The organism is Paenibacillus sp. FSL L8-0644, from assembly GCF_038008165.1.
GTDB classification, from domain to species: Bacteria; Bacillota; Bacilli; order Paenibacillales; family Paenibacillaceae; genus Paenibacillus; species Paenibacillus polymyxa_D.
On the sequence record NZ_JBBOYN010000001.1, the window covers coordinates 1,210,001 to 1,229,805 of the forward strand.

At 46.2% G+C, this 19,805-nt stretch carries 12 protein-coding genes, 14 tRNA genes, 2 rRNA genes and 2 pseudogenes (1 of these 30 cut by a window edge); 22 read left to right on the forward strand and 8 right to left on the reverse strand.

Going from position 1 to position 19,805, the window contains the following annotated elements; genetic code table 11:
• The 16 genes from NSS94_RS05415 to NSS94_RS05490 form a co-directional block, all read left to right on the forward strand.
• Window positions 1–1,814 (forward strand): 23S ribosomal RNA (locus NSS94_RS05415) (it extends 1,114 nt beyond the left edge of the window).
• A 148-nt stretch (window positions 1,815–1,962) separates the two neighbouring features.
• Window positions 1,963–2,079: ribosomal RNA gene (gene rrf / locus NSS94_RS05420) — 5S ribosomal RNA — on the forward strand.
• A 70-nt stretch (window positions 2,080–2,149) separates the two neighbouring features.
• Window positions 2,150–2,225: transfer RNA gene (locus NSS94_RS05425), tRNA-Ala, on the forward strand.
• A 4-nt stretch (window positions 2,226–2,229) separates the two neighbouring features.
• Window positions 2,230–2,305: transfer RNA gene (locus NSS94_RS05430), tRNA-Asn, on the forward strand.
• Window positions 2,306–2,308: 3 nt separating this feature from the next.
• A tRNA-Ser gene (locus NSS94_RS05435) sits at window positions 2,309–2,400 on the forward strand.
• A 20-nt stretch (window positions 2,401–2,420) separates the two neighbouring features.
• Window positions 2,421–2,492, forward strand: a tRNA-Glu gene (locus tag NSS94_RS05440).
• A gap of 10 nt (window positions 2,493–2,502) precedes the next feature.
• Window positions 2,503–2,578: transfer RNA gene (locus tag NSS94_RS05445), tRNA-Val, on the forward strand.
• 26 nt (window positions 2,579–2,604) lie between these two features.
• Window positions 2,605–2,678, forward strand: a tRNA-Met gene (locus tag NSS94_RS05450).
• 26 nt (window positions 2,679–2,704) lie between these two features.
• A tRNA-Asp gene (locus NSS94_RS05455) sits at window positions 2,705–2,781 on the forward strand.
• A gap of 13 nt (window positions 2,782–2,794) precedes the next feature.
• A tRNA-Thr gene (locus NSS94_RS05460) sits at window positions 2,795–2,870 on the forward strand.
• A 4-nt stretch (window positions 2,871–2,874) separates the two neighbouring features.
• Window positions 2,875–2,960: transfer RNA gene (locus NSS94_RS05465), tRNA-Tyr, on the forward strand.
• A gap of 7 nt (window positions 2,961–2,967) precedes the next feature.
• A tRNA-Lys gene (locus tag NSS94_RS05470) sits at window positions 2,968–3,043 on the forward strand.
• A gap of 12 nt (window positions 3,044–3,055) precedes the next feature.
• Window positions 3,056–3,136, forward strand: a tRNA-Leu gene (locus NSS94_RS05475).
• 10 nt (window positions 3,137–3,146) lie between these two features.
• A tRNA-Gly gene (locus NSS94_RS05480) sits at window positions 3,147–3,221 on the forward strand.
• Between the two features lie 7 nt (window positions 3,222–3,228).
• Window positions 3,229–3,305 (forward strand) — tRNA-Arg (locus tag NSS94_RS05485).
• A gap of 12 nt (window positions 3,306–3,317) precedes the next feature.
• Window positions 3,318–3,397 (forward strand) — tRNA-Leu (locus NSS94_RS05490).
• A gap of 394 nt (window positions 3,398–3,791) precedes the next feature.
• On the opposite strand, the pseudogene NSS94_RS05495 reads toward NSS94_RS05490, so the two are convergent.
• From NSS94_RS05495 to NSS94_RS05505, 3 genes and pseudogenes are all read right to left on the reverse strand, one after another.
• Window positions 3,792–4,016: pseudogene (locus tag NSS94_RS05495) on the reverse strand (oxidoreductase); the annotation flags it as partial.
• Window positions 4,017–4,030: 14 nt separating this feature from the next.
• A pseudogene (locus tag NSS94_RS05500) lies at window positions 4,031–4,196 on the reverse strand (IS110 family transposase); the annotation flags it as partial.
• Window positions 4,177–4,662 (reverse strand): hypothetical protein, encoded by a 486-nt coding sequence (locus NSS94_RS05505; RefSeq protein WP_203056004.1) that lies wholly within the window; start codon window positions 4,660–4,662, stop codon window positions 4,177–4,179. The pseudogene NSS94_RS05500 and the gene NSS94_RS05505, both read right to left, overlap by 20 nt.
• A gap of 461 nt (window positions 4,663–5,123) precedes the next feature.
• Here NSS94_RS05505 and NSS94_RS05510 point away from each other — a divergent pair, with 461 nt between their 5' ends.
• Window positions 5,124–5,588: a hypothetical protein gene (locus tag NSS94_RS05510; RefSeq protein WP_029514777.1), complete on the forward strand. Its 465-nt coding sequence runs from the start codon at window positions 5,124–5,126 to the stop codon at window positions 5,586–5,588.
• Window positions 5,589–6,261: 673 nt separating this feature from the next.
• The gene (locus NSS94_RS05515) at window positions 6,262–6,414 is read left to right on the forward strand and encodes a hypothetical protein (protein ID WP_161626959.1); all 153 of its coding nucleotides are present in this window, start codon (window positions 6,262–6,264) and stop codon (window positions 6,412–6,414) included.
• 90 nt (window positions 6,415–6,504) lie between these two features.
• Here the strand turns inward: NSS94_RS05515 and NSS94_RS05520 are convergent, their stop codons facing one another.
• Window positions 6,505–7,857: an MATE family efflux transporter gene (locus NSS94_RS05520; protein ID WP_341038854.1), complete on the reverse strand. Its 1,353-nt coding sequence runs from the start codon at window positions 7,855–7,857 to the stop codon at window positions 6,505–6,507.
• A gap of 137 nt (window positions 7,858–7,994) precedes the next feature.
• Between NSS94_RS05520 and NSS94_RS05525 the strand changes: the two genes are divergently transcribed.
• On the forward strand, window positions 7,995–8,681 hold the full coding sequence (locus NSS94_RS05525) for a TetR/AcrR family transcriptional regulator (RefSeq protein WP_069010312.1): 687 nt from the start codon (window positions 7,995–7,997) through the stop codon (window positions 8,679–8,681).
• Between the two features lie 117 nt (window positions 8,682–8,798).
• Here NSS94_RS05525 and NSS94_RS05530 read toward each other — a convergent pair whose 3' ends face one another.
• Window positions 8,799–9,650, reverse strand: a complete 852-nt coding sequence (locus NSS94_RS05530) for an aldo/keto reductase (protein ID WP_029514784.1) — start codon at window positions 9,648–9,650, stop codon at window positions 8,799–8,801.
• A 199-nt stretch (window positions 9,651–9,849) separates the two neighbouring features.
• Window positions 9,850–11,058, reverse strand: coding sequence for an IS110 family transposase (locus tag NSS94_RS05535; RefSeq protein WP_029514786.1), 1,209 nt, complete (start codon window positions 11,056–11,058; stop codon window positions 9,850–9,852).
• Between the two features lie 369 nt (window positions 11,059–11,427).
• Between NSS94_RS05535 and NSS94_RS05540 the strand changes: the two genes are divergently transcribed.
• Window positions 11,428–11,808 carry a winged helix-turn-helix transcriptional regulator gene (locus NSS94_RS05540; RefSeq protein WP_025685981.1) on the forward strand — a complete coding sequence of 127 codons (381 nt, stop codon included), beginning with the start codon at window positions 11,428–11,430 and terminating at the stop codon, window positions 11,806–11,808.
• Between the two features lie 46 nt (window positions 11,809–11,854).
• On the opposite strand, the gene NSS94_RS05545 is transcribed toward NSS94_RS05540, so the two are convergent.
• Window positions 11,855–12,925 (reverse strand): SDR family oxidoreductase, encoded by a 1,071-nt coding sequence (locus tag NSS94_RS05545; protein WP_341038856.1) that lies wholly within the window; start codon window positions 12,923–12,925, stop codon window positions 11,855–11,857.
• Window positions 12,926–13,408: 483 nt separating this feature from the next.
• Entirely contained in the window at window positions 13,409–13,810 is a 402-nt protein-coding gene (locus NSS94_RS05550; protein WP_029514787.1) for a VOC family protein, read from the reverse strand.
• Between the two features lie 525 nt (window positions 13,811–14,335).
• Here NSS94_RS05550 and NSS94_RS05555 point away from each other — a divergent pair.
• Together NSS94_RS05555 and NSS94_RS05560 are read left to right on the forward strand one after the other, a co-directional pair.
• On the forward strand, window positions 14,336–18,361 hold the full coding sequence (locus tag NSS94_RS05555) for a DUF5695 domain-containing protein (RefSeq protein WP_341038858.1): 4,026 nt from the start codon (window positions 14,336–14,338) through the stop codon (window positions 18,359–18,361).
• 134 nt (window positions 18,362–18,495) lie between these two features.
• A complete protein-coding gene (locus NSS94_RS05560; protein ID WP_341038859.1) occupies window positions 18,496–19,794 on the forward strand; it encodes an alpha-glucosidase/alpha-galactosidase in 1,299 nt (432 codons plus the stop codon).
• Window positions 19,795–19,805: the final 11 nt, after the last annotated feature.

Genomic DNA, 19,805 nt, shown 5'->3' on the forward strand with positions numbered 1-19,805 from the left:
AGAAGCAGCCACCATTGAAAGAGTGCGTAATAGCTCACTGGTCGAGTGACTCTGCGCCGAAAATGTAACGGGGCTAAACACACCACCGAAGCTATGGCTTGATGCTTGCATCAGGGGTAGGGGAGCGTTGAATGCGGGTTGAAGGTGTACCGTAAGGAGCGCTGGACTGCATTCAAGTGAGAATGCCGGTATGAGTAACGAAAAGATCTGTGAGAATCAGATCCGCCGAAAGCCTAAGGGTTCCTGAGGAAGGTTCGTCCGCTCAGGGTAAGTCGGGACCTAAGGCGAGGCCGATAGGCGTAGTCGAAGGACAACAGGTCGAAATTCCTGTACCACCGTAATCCGTTATGAGCGATGGGGTGACGCAGTAGGGTAGTGACGCGGACTGATGGATGTCCGTCTAAGCAGTGAGGCTGGTGTGTAGGCAAATCCGCACATCGTTAAGGCTGGGCTGTGATGGGGAGCGAAAATTATAGTAGCGAAGGTCATGATCTCAGACTGCCAAGAAAAGCCTCTAGCCAGGAGAAGGTGCCCGTACCGCAAACCGACACAGGTAGGCGAGAAGAGAATTCTAAGGCGCGCGGAAGAACTCTCGTTAAGGAACTCGGCAAAATGACCCCGTAACTTCGGGAGAAGGGGTGCCTCGGTAGGGTGAATAGCCCGAGGGGGCCGCAGTGAAAAGGCCCAAGCGACTGTTTAGCAAAAACACAGGTCTGTGCGAAGCCGCAAGGCGAAGTATACGGGCTGACGCCTGCCCGGTGCTGGAAGGTTAAGGGGAGTGGTAAGCTCGCAAGAGCGAAGCTATGAACCGAAGCCCCAGTAAACGGCGGCCGTAACTATAACGGTCCTAAGGTAGCGAAATTCCTTGTCAGGTAAATTCTGACCCGCACGAATGGCGTAACGACTTGGGCGCTGTCTCAACGAGAGATCCGGTGAAATTTTAATACCTGTGAAGATGCAGGTTACCCGCGACAAGACGGAAAGACCCCATGGAGCTTTACTGCAGCTTGATATTGAATTTGGGTACGATCTGTACAGGATAGGTGGGAGCCGTTGAGCCTTGAGCGCCAGCTTGAGGGGAGGCATCCTTGGGATACCACCCTGATCGTATCTAGGTTCTAACTTGGTACCGTAATCCGGTGCGAGGACAGTGTCAGGTGGGCAGTTTGACTGGGGCGGTCGCCTCCTAAAGAGTAACGGAGGCGCCCCAAGGTTCCCTCAGAATGGTTGGAAATCATTCGAAGAGTGCAAAGGCAGAAGGGAGCTTGACTGCGAGACCTACAAGTCGAGCAGGGACGAAAGTCGGGCTTAGTGATCCGGTGGTACCGCATGGAAGGGCCATCGCTCAACGGATAAAAGCTACCCTGGGGATAACAGGCTTATCTCCCCCAAGAGTCCACATCGACGGGGAGGTTTGGCACCTCGATGTCGGCTCATCGCATCCTGGGGCTGAAGTAGGTCCCAAGGGTTGGGCTGTTCGCCCATTAAAGCGGTACGCGAGCTGGGTTCAGAACGTCGTGAGACAGTTCGGTCCCTATCTGTCGTGGGCGTAGGAAATTTGAGAGGAGCTGTCCTTAGTACGAGAGGACCGGGATGGACGTACCGCTGGTGTACCAGTTGTTCCGCCAGGAGCACCGCTGGGTAGCTATGTACGGAAGGGATAAGCGCTGAAAGCATCTAAGCGTGAAGCCCCCCTCAAGATGAGATTTCCCAATTAGTAAGACCCCTTGAAGACGACGAGGTAGATAGGTTGGGGGTGGAAGTGCAGTAATGCATGGAGCTGACCAATACTAATCGGTCGAGGGCTTATCCTAAGATAAAGCGCAATAAGTTTCGGATCCAGTTTTCAGGGTGTAACCTTGAAGGTATGTAGAAATACATACAACAAGCGCATGGCTATTCATTCACACGATAAGTGATGAACCGAATACCATACGAAAGAATTTACGATGTAAATTCATGTTTGGTGGCGATAGCGGAGGGGTTCCACACGTACCCATCCCGAACACGACCGTTAAGCCCTCCAGCGCCGATGGTACTTGGACCGCAGGGTCCTGGGAGAGTAGGACGTCGCCAAGCAACCCCATAATGGGGATTTTTTTTCGCCTATCAGGCTATTGATTATACATACAAAAATGATTTTTTAGATGGGGCTATAGCTCAGCTGGGAGAGCGCCTGCCTTGCACGCAGGAGGTCAGGGGTTCGATCCCCCTTGGCTCCACCAATATTCCCTGATAGCTCAGTTGGTAGAGCACTCGACTGTTAATCGAGTTGTCACAGGTTCGAGTCCTGTTCGGGGAGCCATGTGGAGAGGTGTCCGAGTTGGCCGAAGGAGCACGATTGGAAATCGTGTAGGCGCCAAAAGCGTCTCGAGGGTTCGAATCCCTCTCTCTCCGCCAGCTCTTAATAATAGATATATGGCCCGTTGGTCAAGGGGTTAAGACACCTCCCTTTCACGGAGGTAACAGGGGTTCGAATCCCCTACGGGTCATAAGCAGTATGGAGGCTTAGCTCAGCTGGGAGAGCATCTGCCTTACAAGCAGAGGGTCGGGGGTTCGAGCCCCTCAGCCTCCACCATTTGAAAAATAAATATTTATTACTGTCGCGGGGTGGAGCAGTTCGGTAGCTCGTCGGGCTCATAACCCGAAGGTCGCAGGTTCAAATCCTGCCCCCGCAATTACTTCAACTAAGGAAGTTTCCTCTGGAACCGTGGTGTAGAGGCCTAACATGCCTGCCTGTCACGCAGGAGATCGCGGGTTCGAATCCCGTCGGTTCCGCCATTTAACTTAATACGCCGGTGTAGCTCAACTGGTAGAGCAACTGACTTGTAATCAGTAGGTTGGGGGTTCAAGTCCTCTCGCCGGCACCATATTGGAGGATTAGCGAAGTGGCCAAACGCATCAGACTGTAAATCTGCTCCCTTACGGGTTCGGTGGTTCGAATCCATCATCCTCCACCAGTTTTACGAGCCATTAGCTCAGTTGGTAGAGCACCTGACTTTTAATCAGGGTGTCGAAGGTTCGAGTCCTTCATGGCTCACCATTATCATTGTATGCGCGTGTGGCGGAATTGGCAGACGCACTAGACTTAGGATCTAGCGTCTTTGACGTGGGGGTTCAAGTCCCTCCACGCGCATCTTGTTTTTGCGGACGTGGCTCAGCGGTAGAGCATCGCCTTGCCAAGGCGAGGGTCGCGGGTTCGATTCCCGTCGTCCGCTCCATTTATTAGTCCCCTTAGCTCAGCTGGATAGAGCGTTTGACTACGAATCAAAAGGTCGGGAGTTCGAATCTCTCAGGGGACGCCATTAACTTCATAAGCCGGTGTGGCGGAATTGGCAGACGCGCGCGACTCAAAATCGTGAGGGAAACCGTGGAGGTTCGAGTCCTCTCACCGGCATCTATTTCGGGATGTAGCTCAATGGTAAAACTCAGCCTTCCAAGCTGGTAGCGTGGGTCCGATTCCCATTACCCGCTTTATATAGATGAAAAAGGAGAGATGGCTTATTTTTATGCCATCTCTCCTTTTTTACTTTTAAACTATTTCTATCGACATTACAAGCAGTAGAAACCCCAAGGCAATCTCCTCCGTTCTTTTGCGTTATTAAGATAGGGCGTACAACTAACGAGGAACGATAGTTAAATAACACTCAATGTTGAGCAGGCGCTTCAAGTCTGCTCTTTTTATTAAACTAACGGACAAGTTAGTTTAAAGTTTACTTCACCAACTCAACACAGAAAGCAAAAAAGTCTGTTGGGAAACTCGACAGACTTTTGCGCTTTAGAAGATGAACTTACCAAGGTTGACTTGTTGGTCCAATTGTAAACTCATTAACGTTCGTATCTTCTGGCTGATCAATCGCGAACGCAACAACATTGGCAACTCGATCAGGTGAAATACCATGTTGTTCATACAATGCAGTTGCACCTTTTAAAGTATTCTTATCTGTGATGGTAGTCAACAATTCTGTATTTATTGCTGCTGGATAGATAGTTGCTGTACGGGTGTTCGTACCTTCAATGAAGATCCCCGATAAACACCTTTGTATTCAGGGGATATCTGATCCAATGCGGTTTGGAACTGCAGCTTAATTTGGATATATAGACCGGTAAACGTGTTATGCTGTCGTGTTAAGTTTCAAAGATTCAAGCAACTAAACGCCCCTTGTTTTATAATGCTCAAAGTCTTCTTTGTAGAACTAGGATCATCCTCGGTTGATTACTCCTAGGGTAAAAGTTATGAACGGTTGACCTTGGCTTCAAAACGCTTTTCCAACTCGTCCCAGTTGGGGGGGGAGGGACCCGTGTCTGTTCCTTCCAAAGGTGAAACACACGGCTCAAAGCTACGATTTCCCCTACGGATCCGTCAACCAGTCGGCTGATCGGCATCCTATGATAAATTTTCGTAAAAAGGCGCATCAACGCCGATCGTTTGCGGATTAGTGATGCTTGCGCGGCCGGCGTTAGCGGATACCGTAAGGCCTCTAACATGCGAAAGCCTTCGTCCATAGCCGCGATCATCTGCCGCAACAACTTGTCGTCCCCGGCGATTTTTTTCATTTGGCGCTCGTGTATAACCGTTACAAAGTTTAGCGCAATTACAGGCACGATATGATTCTTCAGCCATGCATCTATATATTCATGATAGATAGGTATCGTACTCATTTGGTTTATGTATGCGGGTACGCCCCCTTCCGTGCAGAGGGTCTTTCCCAAACAAACATGGACTAACGGCCACCATCATGAATGAAAATATCTTTGGCTTGTGAATCTGAACCTCCTTAATGGAAGTACAGGACACAGGCCGAGAGTTTTTTGGTAGGACATACTCTGAGTCCTTAATTTCCCGACCTCGAGGAACTATAGGCAGTATCGTATTATCTCGCTGGTCGAATATTTAAAGCGGTGTTTGTGAATACCAGTCTATGTGAACACTATTTAACAAACTAACAAATTCGCCATTCAAAATCTTCTCTTGAATCAATTTTGGTATACTATGTGGTAGATAAGAGAATTAATTTGAAGTCTGGCTATAAGGATGTTTCTACAACAACTTGAGAAATGAATTTGATTTTGGTGAAATGCGGAAGCTGTTAGGGCGTAAAGAGAGAATAGGAGGAATGGAAATGTCGTATCTCGTTGATTTTAAAGATGTATCTACGGTTGGTTTAGAGTCTTCACCTGTAGCAGAAGCGCTTGCTGGTTTACGTGCTAATGAAGCCCGTTATTTTATGAACAAGTACAAGTATGAATTTACGGTTGTACCAGCTAGCGAAAGCCAGGAGAGCCTTGATTATGTGAACCGAATTTTGAGAGAAGAACGTGATATTGCGTTTGCGGCTAAACCTTTAGAAACGTCGCGTTTTCAAGTGGAAAATATCCGATTTACCTACGTTTTTTATGAGGATGGTCTTGCAATCAATGTCATGTATACGGTGGATGACCCTAAAAAGCGGGCTGTTGGTTTTAAGCTTTCTGAGGGGATGGAGGTACCAAAGGAGCTAGAAGGGAAGTTTAAGTTTGCTAGGCAGAAGTCTAAACTAGCTGGAACAATTCGGGGTTCGTTTTTTGTAATTAAAGGACAATATTAAAGTAAGCAAAAGCGCAAATGGAGGAATCCAGCACCTTATTCTCTTTGCAAAAAAGTGAAATTAAAGAAAGGGCTATCCCGTAAAAGGATTGCCCTTTTTTGAAAGAATGATGAAAAGCTACCGCTTATCGTATGATTATCAAACAGGAAGATCGCGGGTAGTCTCTGATAAGGAGACTATTTTTTTGAGAACTTGCCTTTTCAGCCAACGCGGTGAACCATACCATAAGTGAAGATGAAAAATTTCCTTGTGCGAAGTGACCTAACAATACGATTAGCCAGAATAGTTTGCTGCGAATGAAGGTAACAACACTTAGTGTGGTATGCACTCGTGTTGATTTTGTTTTAATATCCAAACTTCTATTTCATACATGTTGTTGTTAGTCCATGTCTAGCTTCGCTTTTCTCAAGTGCTTTATTAAGCGGCCCATGATCGATTCTCGGTCTCGTCTCCAATCAGTTGTTGAAGTAGTGAGACTGTTCGAGGTCGTGGATCAGTGCAGGTTGCACAGGCCGCCATCCCAGAAGAATCTACAAGGTGGATCAATCACAGAAATGATTCAACTAACGGGAAACGATATTTGAATTTAGAACAGGGAGCACACTGCCGTGGCAAATGCTCCCTCTTTCATGGAAGTAACGGGCAGTACAGGTTAATACAGTAGCGTTGAAAAATGAAATATAAGGGATTAGGAGGCACGGATTTGCTCGTCTCGAAGTTTGCGCTGGGAACGATGATCTTCAGAGGTAAGAACTTTCCGATGAGTGTGGCGATGGGGGCGCTGAATAAGCAAGATCGTGTAGGTAGGGGGCATTTTCCTTTTTGAAATGACAATTGCCCTATTCCCCGTCCATATACCTAAAAAAGGCAGGGTCGGGGAGTGTCCTATCCTGCCTTCTTGGGTGTTATATGTTTTCTACTGTACTAACTTATCCAATTCTGGCTGCAATTTGGTCCGCAAAACATACAACATGATGGCACCAACAAGGAATGCGACCGCATCCGCAATGACAAGCGACCAGACCACCCCGTGGAAGCCGTTCATTTGATTGGCGATAAACAACACAGGAATCAGAGTAATTCCTTGAATAATTGACATAATAAACGCGGCAGTTCCTTGTGCTGATGCTTGGAAGATCCCGGTAAACAATGTGGTCATTCCTGTAATGAACAAGGATAGGAATGTCACATGTAGAATGTAGCTGCCCATTCCAATTAATTGCGAGTCATTTGTAAATAAACCAATTAAGTGGTCGGAAATCAAATAGACGATGATGCCAAATACGACTGCTAACGCCACAATCACTTTGATCGTAAATCCAATGGTATTCTTCATGCGTAATTTATTCGCTGTGAATGAGAAGGCAATCAACGGCACGACTCCCTCGCATAAGCCCATCAGAATAAACTCAGGAAATTGCAATAAACGTGATGAAATTCCGTAAGCCGCTACTGCCTGATCCCCGTATTCGACAAGAAAATGGTTAAAGATGAGCGACATTGCACCCAAAAAGATACTCATAATAAAGACAGGAACTCCGATTTTGAATACATTGCTCAGAATGTCCTTGGTAGCCTTGAACCATTTTACGGAGACGGTTAAGAATTGGCTCTTATATCCCATATGGAAGGCGTAGAATGCACTCGCAACCAAGTTAGAAATGACCGTAGCAGACGCAACGCCGATCACATCCCAATGGAGCACGAAGATGACTAACGCGTCGAGAATAATATTTATAACAACACTGAGAATCATACCGATCATCGACGTGATTGCTGCGCCCTCCGAACGCACGATATTCTCCAGTGTGAAGAATAATACGACGAATGGTGAGCCAATAAGCATAATCGTGACATAGTCCTTCGTGAATCCGAAGGAGTCAGACGTTGCTCCCAGGCCATGAACGATTGGATTGATCAACGGGAGACCCACGGCCATCACGATAAGACCGAGAACTAAACTGCTGTAAAAGGCAAATGAAGACACATGCTTTACCTCATCATATTTTCTCTCTCCTAGCAAACGGGAGATGAATGTACCGCTACCCATGCCAATCAAATTGCCTAGCGCCATAATGATTGCGAATAACGGCAGGGTCAGTGCGAGTGCGGTTAACATGGCAGTATTGTGAAGTGTACCAAGGAAATAGGCATTCAAGATGGAATAAATGACACTCATTGACGTGCCTAGCATCATTGGTATAGCGAAGTGAGCTACGGCTTTTGCGACCGGTGCTTTTTCAAAGTAATGGAGGTTTTCTGCATCCATGCGGATCACTACTTTCTCTATTTATTTTGCCTTCCAGTCTAACATTGTTAGGTTGTGCCTTACAGTGTTAGATGGTATCATGAACCAATGAACCTGTAAAGCATAAACTTACACTGTTAGATAAAAGGGCGGATGACATGAAAAAGCAGCAACCTCAGATTTCGGAGGATAAGATTTTGGAAACCTCGTGGGAGCTTCTTGGAGAGGAGGGCATCGAGAAATTAAGCATGAGACGATTGGCCGACAGGTTAGGGATTCAGGCTCCCTCTCTGTACTGGTACTTCAAGAGCAAACAGCATCTCTACCAGCGTCTGGCCAACCAGGTATCGAAAATGATTCTGGAAGAGTTCCACTCCGAGGGGGAATGGAAGGAGCAGCTGACGGGGCTTGCGGTAACGGTACGGAACGTGCTCAGCCGATATCCCTGCTCCACGCAGCTCATGATGATGACGCTGCCCCACGAACCGGACATCATCCGGTTCACCAACCGTATGCTGCTCTGCGTGGAATCGACGCCGCTTGAGCAAGAGCAGAAAATGCAAGTGGTTACTACGCTTGTGAACTATGTCTTCTATTTCGTTCTAGACGATTATCAGCATGAGCGCAATGTCTCCGCTATCTTTAAGGACCAGAAAGCGCATCCGGGTGAGGAGATGATTCGCCTTCTGGACTCCATGAGCGAGACGGATGTGGGACTGTTTCGGAGGATGTTCACGAACGGGCTGTTCAATCTGATGGGAACCGACGGGGCGTTTGAGTTCGGCTTGAAGCTGATTCTGTTGGGGATTGAGCAGGTGATAAAGGAGCAGGAGAAGGAGAAGTAGTATGTAAAAACCGCCCATCCGGTTATTGGATGGGCGGTTTCAATTAGGTTTACGTTTACCCTAAATTGTTGGTTCTTTTGGCGTAATCAAAACCTACGGGGATCTTTTGAAAGAGGGTTAGATATCGAGTTTACGGGTACTGATCCATTTCACCATGTCAGGATCGCGATGTGAAAAGAACAGGCTCTGTTTCGTATCTAACGTAGTAATCGACTCCATATCCTCCTGGCTTAACTCAAAGTCAAAGATATCGAAGTTTTTGATAATTCTCTCTTTACGAACAGACTTTGGAATCACAACAACTTCTCTTTGTGCCAACCAGCGTAAAACCACCTGAGCAACGGATTTATTATATTTTTCAGCTATGGATACCAATATTTCATGCTGGAACAAGTTGTTTTTCCCTTCAGCAAAAGGCGCCCAGGATTCGATCTGAACATTATTCTCTTTCATAAATTTTGCATTTTCAATTTGCTGGTTGAATGGGTGAGTTTCAACCTGATTTACGGCAGGAACTACTTCATTATGAATAATCAAATCGATCAGGCGATCCTCATGGAAGTTACTAACGCCGATTGCACGGACCTTTCCATCACGATACAATTCCTCCATAGCGCGCCAAGAACCAAACACATCTCCATATGGCTGGTGAATTAAATACAAATCCAAATAATCCAACTGCAATCTTTCCAGTGATTTTTCAAATGCCTTTTTTGTACGCTCATAACCAGTATCCTGAACCCAAAGTTTCGTAGTGATAAATAACTCCTCTCTTGCCACGCCACTACGTTTGATCGCTCTGCCAACTGCTTCTTCATTTAGATAAGAGGCAGCGGTATCAATCAGCCGATAGCCTGCCATAATAGCGTCATAAACGCTTTGTTCACATTCATTTGCATCTTGGATCTGATAAACACCAAAACCGAGTATAGGCATCTCAATCCCATTGTTCAAAGTTACTTTTTGCATATAAAATCCTTAGTATTAGGGAAATACTTTTACGGAATGTAAGCAAAACTTAATTTAATTCGGGGTTCAACTATACCAGCTAATAGCTGTCAAGATTCCCAGGAACGAGAACCTAAATCATATGGTATAGTTAAAATAGGCACGCCAAATAACCCTCCAGTTAATCTGTGCCTTGGAAGGTTATACCAATATAATTTCGTTAAGCCTGACGAAATGCCTTTTTACTTTTTAAGATGGCGTGAATCCAATGAACAAGCTTATTTGCACATGCAACCAGAGCTACTTTATGCGGTTTTCCTTCGGCTCTCTTGCGGTCATAAAACTCTTTGATCCGCATATTGCGAGAACGGATAAGTCCGCACTGGACAGCCATAACCAGCGCATAACGAAGCTGCCGAGAACCACGTTTGGTAATTCGATTTCGAGTTGCGGTGAACTTACCTGAAGCAAAAACACTGGGATCAATACCAGCAAAGGCTACTAGTTTCTTTGGATGATCAAATCGGTCGATTTCTCCAACTTCCGATAAAATTGTTGCCGCAATTTTATGGCCAATACCGGGAATCGACTGGATTAAATCATACTCTTCGATTTCTTCAGCCAGGGCATTTATGTTCTGTTCCAACTCAGCAAGATGCTCCTGGTACTGAAGAATGAGAGTAATAAGAACTTTTAAATTTATTAAGTGGCTAGCGTACAAGGTTTGCTCGAAGGGATTTTGTTTTGCCGCATCAAGCAGCCGCTTTACTCGCTCGTTAATCCAGTCCTTTGAACGGCCTCGTTTCGTTGAAAGCATGTCTTTGATTTTAGCTTTAAGTGTTTCTTCGTCCGTTTGCAAAACCGAATATGAGGTTGGAAATTCACTTAAAAATCGTAGTGAAACGCCTGAATACATAGCTCCGAAGACACCCTTGTATGCTGGGAAAACCTGATCCAGAACAGCTTGGAATTGCAATTTAGTCTGCACACACATCTTTGAAAGAGACTCATATTGTCTCGTTAGATAGCGAAGATTGAGCAGTTGCACACCTCTTTTCTTAAAAGGTTCAAACTCTTCTTTGTAGAACAACTCTCCCAAAAGATAAGCATCAGCAGCATCCGTTTTCACTTTACGAAGATTGGACTTCCTAAGCCGATTTGAGATGAGCGGATTAATGACAATATATAGATAGCGATGCTCTTCTAGGAACTGAACAACGGGACATTGGTAATGCCCAGTTGCTTCTAGAATAAGCAAAGGACGCAGTCTGGACGCATGTTCGACTTCTTGAATTGCTTGAAGCAGTTCCTCCAGTCCATCTCGAGTATGTGCGAAATGGAAAGTTCCCTTGTACGGTTTTCCACGCTCTAAAAAGGCTTGTCCATGACTTTCTTCTTTAGAAATATCTAGACCGATAACTGGATTCATTAGATCTCTCCCTATACGAATAGATTTACCGGTAGCCCCTAAGGGTTCTTGTCGCTCCATAGCATCGCTTGTTATACGGGATCTCGTGTCCCAACCAGCCTCAATCATGGTCATGACAAGTAGGGGGGAACATTATAGCTCTCGGGATCAAGTCCCACGGGCAGGAACGTTCGACCCGGCTACCTTAATCCTCAAACCCAAATAAAAAGGGATCAACCAGAAATAACTGGCTGATCTCATAATACGAACGGGCAGGATAGCCTAATAATTTGGTTGTCGTTATAATGTTTAATAGGGACATTTAATATCTCCAATTCATCAGGAGTTACCAATGACCTGTTTCGAAATATTCGAAAAGGGGCAAGTTGTGTGAAAAAGACTGAAAAAATTTACAACACCGCAGTTGAGGCAACTTTAGAGGTAATTGGTGGGAAATGGAAACCTGTTATTCTCTTTCATTTGACATTCGGTAAGAAACGTAATAATGAATTTAAGAGCTTGATTCCCGCAATTACTCAAAAGATGTTAACGCAGCACCTTCGGGAGCTTGAAGAAGAGGGCGTCATCTTACGTATTTCTTATAATCAGGTACCACCTAGAGTTGAGTATGAGTTGACAGACTACGGCTGGAGTCTAAAGGAACTCCTACATCTGATGTGCCGTTGGGGGGATTCGCATATAGAGAGAAAGTACGAGGGAAAGGCTACTGTTCTGGCTAATCCAATGCTTACAGACGTGAATAACAGTTAAGAAACCGACCCAATACAAGGTCGGCTTTCTTATTTTATACGGTAGTTTACGGGATGACTTTACGCTTGCGGAAGTCGTTGAAGATGTTCATAAACATTGCTTCGGTATCGACGAATTCGTGAAAGCCTAAACGACGAGCCTTAGTTCCGTCGGCAAAAAAATCGTAATCCCATGCAAACACGAAATCGCCGAATAGCCAAGAGGAAACCTCTTTATAGGAATTCCGAGCAAGACCATGCTTCTCAACCATTTTGTTCCAAAGCTGCTCCTTGTCCTCCATGACAACGTCCAGAGACATTTGCAACGGAGGGGCTGTTTCCATACCAAAGTATTGAGCGATCTTCGGCCATAACTCATTCCAACGGAACAGATCGCCGTTCGTAATGTTGAATGCCTGATTCGCACAGCGCTCGTCGGTCGCCGCCCATACTGTTGCCTTTGCGAGAAGCCCAGCGTCTGTCATCTCCAAGAGGCTGTTGTAAGCTCCTGACTTACCTGGAAACCGCAAAGGTATTCCAAGTTCCTTCGAAATTGAAGCGTAAATCGCTATGACCATTGCGAGGTTCATCGGATTTCCAAGCGAGAAGCCGCAGACTACAGAAGGACGGAGTGCAGACCAATTCCAAGCCTTACCTTTTTGCCGTTGTTCTAAAAAATCTTGCTGATCAATATTGAACTCAGGAGGCATGTGGTTAGCGTCTGTCTCACGAGCAGGAGTTTTGAACGGGCCGAGATGTGCGCCGTATACCTTATATCCCTGCATCAGACTGACATGTTTCAAGCCCGGCGCGATTGGTTCGATCACTTCTACGATGTTCACTAACATGGCGAGGTTCGGTGGAACAAGTTCAGCCCAAGTTTGACGGTCTTGGTAAGCAGCATAAAAAATGTGTGTTACCCCAGTTAAATCGCTTAACTTCTCGTGAAGATCGTCTATATTGAGTAGATCCGTAGCCACATATCGAACATGGTTGCTAGATTCTCCACCGCGACGCGATACGCCGATCACGTCCCAATCAGGAAGAGAGATGAGGTGATCAATGAGGTTGCGACCGATAACACCATTCGCACCTACGACCAAGGCGACTTTGCGTGTTGTTGTAGATTCATTATTCATAGTGTTTCAGCTCCTTCTGTACTATTCTTTCTTTGTACAACATTATTTTGCATCAACTAACCATACATAGGAAGTACGCACATTAAAGTAACATAAGAACTTTAAAGTAATCGAGGTATATCCAGACGAAAAGAAGTCAGTCAACTCTCTCTTTGCTTTCTTAATCATTATGGTAGATGGGTATACTCGGCGCTAGCTTTCAAAGGTAGTTTTAGTTAACGGAAGACGATAGTTCAAATAATATAGACTGCTGGCATGATTCGCCAGTCTATTCAGCTAACGGGCAGGTTAGTTCAAATATGCGTTAATATTGATTATTTATGTAAGACCAATAAATTAATACGGGCTAACCCAGGTGATTTGTATAAGTTTAACCCACGAATTTTTCCTTCTAAGCAACCATTTTGATTTGAATTACTGATATGAGATTATAGGGGTGTAAAAAACGCCGGTGACCTTAAGCAGGTGACCGGCGTTTTCATATTAGCGTTTCGGCATTTTGCTCTCATCCATGTACAGCAGGTTCCAGCGGTGACCATCCAGGTCGGCAAATCCTGCGCCGTACATCCAGCCGTCAATTTCACTCGGCTTGCCAAAGATGTTTCCTCCGGCAAACTCTACTTTTTGAATAAAGGCATCTACTTCTTCTCTGCTTTCAGCGCCAATGGAAAATATTACTTCTGCGGTATTGGAAGTATCTGCGGTTTTAGAACCTGTGAATTGCTCAAACGCCGCATCCGGGAACAGCAGAATCGTTGTTTGGCCTATGGCAAGCTTGGATCTCTCGTTACCAACGCTCACCGCATGGAATCCAATCTCATTGAAAAAGGCAGTTGACCTCTCAACATCTTTGACCGGCAGGTTAATCCAGATATCCTGTGACATGGCTGTAGCCTCCTGGAATATTTTTTCAACTACTCCTACTATACTCTACTTCTGGCAGCAGAAGCGAATCTTATAAAAGAAACTGCAAGGTATGACATTCCTGTCATGCATTCTGCGGTTTCCTTAGTAAACTTATTTACTTCTCTGCTCCAGCATCGTCTCCGTCAAGGTATCGATCTAGCCAAGAAATGGATTTCGCATCAAAGTAGAAGTGCGTTTTGTAATCCAGTCTATAGAGAAGCACCCTCAGCGCGAAACATATAATTACTGAAATTAAATTTTTGGGACTAAAGTAGAATTAAAACATTGAACTAACGAGAAACGATAGTTCAATGTTAAAGTGGTGGTCTCGAAAGGTTGAAATCCTATATAAATCGGTTGAAAATGTTGATTTTACCAATGGACAAGGATTTGTACAATAGAGTTGTAGCGCTTACATTTCCAAGGAGGTTGCGGCGAAATGAAGAGACTTCAGGTGATTGGCAAGCAAATCAGGACCCCGAAATCCAAAAGGAGGCCGTGTTGATGAAATTTAAGGGAATATTGGCGGCGTTTTTATTTTTAACCACAGCGTCTGTGTTGTTTGGAGTGCATACGGCAGAGGCCCATGAACTAACCAATGACAAGCTAACGATTCAGACAGGCGAGCATGGAGAAATCTCATCCATACGTATCAAAGGAGATGCTTTCCCGACTGAATATGTGATGAATGCAACGGTTACACCTGAGCAGAACACCGCAGATCATCAGTGGCTAGGGGAGCTGATGTTCACGTACCGATTGGATGGAGGTAGCTGGACAAAAGCATGGACGAACAAGTCGGCTGACGCACGCAAGATCACAACTAGTGGTAACCGTGTCACTGTCACGTACGAGAATTCTACTAATGCAGAAGGCATACGCAATTTTAAAGTCATCGAAACGTATTCGGCAGAGTCGAATGGTTCGGTGTTGTGGAATATACAGGTACAGAATACAAGTGGGAAAAAATTGGAGATTGGCGATTTCGGTTTGCCTCTGCCTTTCAATGAGCAATGGACTAATGGTGATGCGATCTACGAAACTAGAGTGGTGACGCATTCCTTTGTCGGCAATAACAGCTCCTATATTACAGCTGGGCGTCCCAGCGGCATTGGCTCTTCCCTTTTGCTGATTCCTGATTCGACAACAGGTGCGGGTTTTGAATATCAGGATCACTGGCGGGATGAGGAGCATCCGGGCAGCAAATGGGCCTGGAATCCGGCCAACGAAGGTAAATGGCTGGAAGGGCTGAATGTATTTTATATTCATTCCAATGTCATCAAGTCCACTAACCGGGGCTATTTGCCCAATACAAGCCTGATCCTGAATCCCGGTCAAAGCAAAAACTATGGCTTCAAGTTTCTGGCTGTGAAGGACGAGCATGATGTAAAAGATACGTTGTACCAAGAAAACTTGGTGGATACAACAGTCGTACCCGGCATGATCGTGCCTACGAATCAAAAGGCGAAGGTGGACCTGCGCTCCAAGCAGGCGATCAGCAAAGTAACCTATCCCGACGGAACCGTTATTCCAGAGACGGATAGCAAGGCTGGAGGACACCACATTTATGAATTGAAATTTACTAAGCTGGGACCGAACTTCATCACGGTAGAATACGGCAACGGTAATAAAACGGTGTTACAGTTCTATGCCATCGAGCCGATTGATCAAGCACTGCAACGGCACGCTACATTTATGGTCGACAAAACCCAATGGAATGTACCGGGTGATCTGCGCGACAAGGTATTTGACGATTGGATGATGCATACCAAATCCAAACGGAACATTTTCAACGGCTATTGGGGCTGGGGAGACGATTGGGGTCTGACGCATGGACAGTTCCTGGCTGAGAAAAACACACTGTCTCCGGTCGCCAAAGAGGTGCGGGCAGTAGACGATTATTTGGAAACGGCGATCTGGACGAATCTGATGAGCGGACACCATGAGGATTATTTAATTCATGATTTCTTGATGCCAGAGCCGAATGATACACCGACCTATCGAGGGTATGCGTATCCGCATGTATACAACACGTATTTCAGCATGTACAAGATTGCCAAGGAATACCCGGATCTTGTTACTTACAAGCATCCAAAGGAAACGTATTTGCTGCGGGCGTATAACATTTTCAAAGCATTGTATGAAGGGCCAGTCGCGTACAACTGGGAAACAGGTTTGATGGGCGAACTGACCACACCGGATATTATTCAGGCACTTCATGATGAAGGCTATGATGATGAAGCGAATGATCTTAAGGAAAAAATGGATCGTAAATATAACAATTTTAAAAATACAAAGTATCCTTATGGTTCTGAATATAGCTATGACAATACAGGGGAAGAAGCTGTATATACGTTAGCCAAGCAGAATATAGATACAGAGGGCGAGCAAAGTAAAGCCCTGGAAATGATGGGTAAAATCAATGCCAAAACCCGTGCGGCACGCGGTCACATGCCCGTATGGTACTACTACACCGATCCGGTGACGATTACCGGGGAGAACTGGTTTAACTTCCAGTACACGACTTCGCTTGCTGGATATGCGATGGATGACTGGATTCGCCATCATGAGGACAATCACCGTGAGGAACAACAACGGTTGTCCTATGCAGCTAAAATTGCCAATGTCGGAGCGATTAACTCCGGGCAAATCAGCTCGGACCCTGAGAACATCGGGGCGGTCGCATGGACGTATCAAGCGGAAAAAGGCAATAACGGCACGAACGGCACTGGCGGCGGTAAAAATGTTCCGCTCTTTAACGGCTGGCGCGGCATGAGTGGTGAGGCTGATCTCGGATTGTTCGGTGCGCTCAAAACCTTAAGCGCTGATATCGCGATGGATCCGATTTTTGGATTGACGGGCTACGGTGCAGAGGTGAGCAAAAGTGGCAACGTGTATACGATCAAGCCGCTGGACGGTTTGTTCAAGCGAATCAATCTGATTACGGAAAAGATGTATATCGAGCTGGAAAAGGATCAGTATACAGAAGCCAAGCTGGCAACTTCCAAGGATTATGTATGGCTTCAGTTGAAAAATCAAACGCCAGGCCAAGCTCATTCTACGTACGTTACATTTGACGGTTTGAAGAAAGGAACGTATTTGGTTAAAGTAGGCGGTCAATCACAAGGGAAATTTAATGCGTATGCACCTTCGAACAAGCTTAAATTGGAGATTGGAACAGCTTCCTCCTACACGGTAGAGCTGACACCAACCACACCGGATCCGAACAAGGCACCTGTTGTAGACGCTAGCAAAGATTCGAAGGTGAAGCTGCCGGATCAAATCATTTTGAAAGGCACAGCTACGGATGATGGACTTCCACAAGGCAAGGTGACAAGCGAATGGAGTCTGGTTGAAGGACCGCAGGACGCGAAGGTCACATTCAGCAGCAAAGCATCGCTGCGCACGAAGGTGGACGTTTCCGAGCCAGGAACGTATGTGTTCAAGCTGACAGCCAGCGATTCTCAGTTGTCAGCGGAGGCTAAAGTAACGGTGGTAGCTGAACCGGCCGCTCCGTTACTTGAACAGCTTGCAGTTTACAAGTTTGATGAAACAAGCGGTTCTGTAGTTGCGGATTCATCGGACAGTGGCAATGATGCTGCCGTGAAGGGAACGGCTGCATGGGCTGCGGGTAAAACAGGCAATGCTGTCAGCCTGAACGGCAAGGACAGCTACGTGCAGCTTCCGGCGGGTATTGTCAGTCGTGCACAGCAATTGACCGTATCCGGCTGGGTCAAAGCGAACAGCCTGAGCGATTATGTACGGATCTTTGACTTCGGCTCCGGGACGAATGAATATATGTTCCTGACGCCTAAAGCAGGAAATACCATGCTGTTTGCCATTACCAATCAAGGCAACGGGCAGGGACAGGAGCAGACGATTGAAGGCCCTGTACTGCCGACAGGCGTATGGAAGCATGTTGCGGTCACGCTTTCAGGTTCCACAGGTATTTTATACGTGGATGGAAAAGAAGTGGGACGCAATACCAACTTGACCCTGAATCCTACCAGTCTGGGACAGACCAAAAATAATTTTATCGGCAAATCTCAATACCCTGATCCTTATTTCAATGGTCTGGTGGATGAATTCCGGATCTACAGCCGTGCTTTGAATGCTTCTGAGGTAGCAGGTTTGGTCTCCGGTACAGCACAAAGCCTAACGGGAGTCGAGAAAATTACGGCTTTAAAAGAAGTAAACGTGACGACTCGTACGGGTGAAAAACCCGAACTGCCAAGCGTAGTGGAAGCTACGTATGGCGAAGGCTCCACTAAATGGGTGGCTGTGGAATGGGAGGATATAGACCCTGCACAATATGCTGCTCCAGGTTCGTTTGAGTTGAAGGGCAAAGTAGAAGGGACAGAGTTAAAGGCAATGGCGAAGGTAACCGTGATTGAGGTAGGGGCTGCGGTTCCATCGGTAACACCGGTTGGCCCGGAGAATTCAGTAACCCCGCCAACTACGACATCCCCGGTAACATCTGCCTTACCGCCTCGACCTGTCAGCTCCGCTAAATCAGCGGGGGTATTCTGAATGGGCGGCAACAACGCATAGTCATGACTAATTTTTCCCATCGTCACTTTCCTCCTATAAAGGGGAGAGTGGCGGTGGGTATCCTTGCATTTGGAGTGCAAAGCTGCGAACAAAATGTGAATGGGGGATAAAGTATGAGCAAGATTACATTTCTGGGTGCAGGCAGTACGGTATTTGCTAAAAATGTGCTTGGCGATTGTATGTTGACGCCTGCTTTGCAGGGCTTTGAACTAGCGTTGTTCGATATTGACCCCGTAAGGCTGAAAGATTCAGAAAATATTTTATCCAATTTGAAAAAAACAACAGGGAGCACCTGTGTGATCCGCTCCTACACTGAGCGCAAGGAAGCACTGCGTGGAGCAACTTATGTGGTAAATGCCATCCAGGTGGGTGGCTATGATCCGTGTACAATTACGGATTTTGAAATTCCCAAAAAATACGGTCTGCGCCAAACGATTGCCGATACGGTCGGCATTGGTGGCATTTTCCGCAATTTACGCACGATTCCGGTAATGCTCGATTTTGCGGCAGACGTGCGTGAGGTGTGCCCGGATGCTTGGTTTCTCAACTACACCAATCCGATGGCAGTGCTGACGAATGTAATGAACGTTTATGGCGGTGTCCGTACGGTAGGGCTGTGTCATAGCGTGCAGGCGTGTATACCGGAGCTGTTCAAAAGCCTTGGGCTGGAGCAGGAAGGTGTAAAGGCAAAAATCGCAGGCATCAATCATATGGCGTGGCTGCTCGAAGTGAGCAAGGATGGTGTAGATTTATATCCTGAGATTAAAAAACGAGCCGCCGCTAAACAGCAGGAAAAGCATCATGATATGGTACGCTTTGAAATGATGCTAAAATTCGGCTATTACATTACAGAATCGTCCGAGCATAATGCGGAATATCATCCGTATTTTATCAAACGGGCATACCCTGAGCTGATCGAGCGCTTCAATATTCCTTTGGATGAATACCCGCGCCGCTGTGTGAACCAGATTGCACGATGGGAAACGATGCGTGAGGAGCTTTTGGGCGATCAGGATTTGCGTCATGAACGGTCAAACGAGTATGCCTCTTATATATTTGAGGCGATCGAAACGAATCAGCCTTTTGCCATTGGTGGCAATGTGATGAACACAGGCTTAATTACCAATCTGCCGAAGGAAGCCTGTGTAGAGGTACCTTGTCTGGTGAATCGTAACGGGGTTACGCCAACCTTTGTCGGGGATTTGCCACCCCAATGTGCTGCACTGAACCGGACGAATATTAATACCCAGCTGTTAACGATTGAAGCTGCAATCACCGGGAAAAAGGAGCACATTTATCATGCTGCTATGTTGGACCCGCACACGTCCGCAGAGCTGTCCATAGATGATATCGTTTCTCTGTGTGATGACCTGATCGCAGCGCACGGGGAATGGCTCCCACCCTATGTGTAAGGGAGACAGAT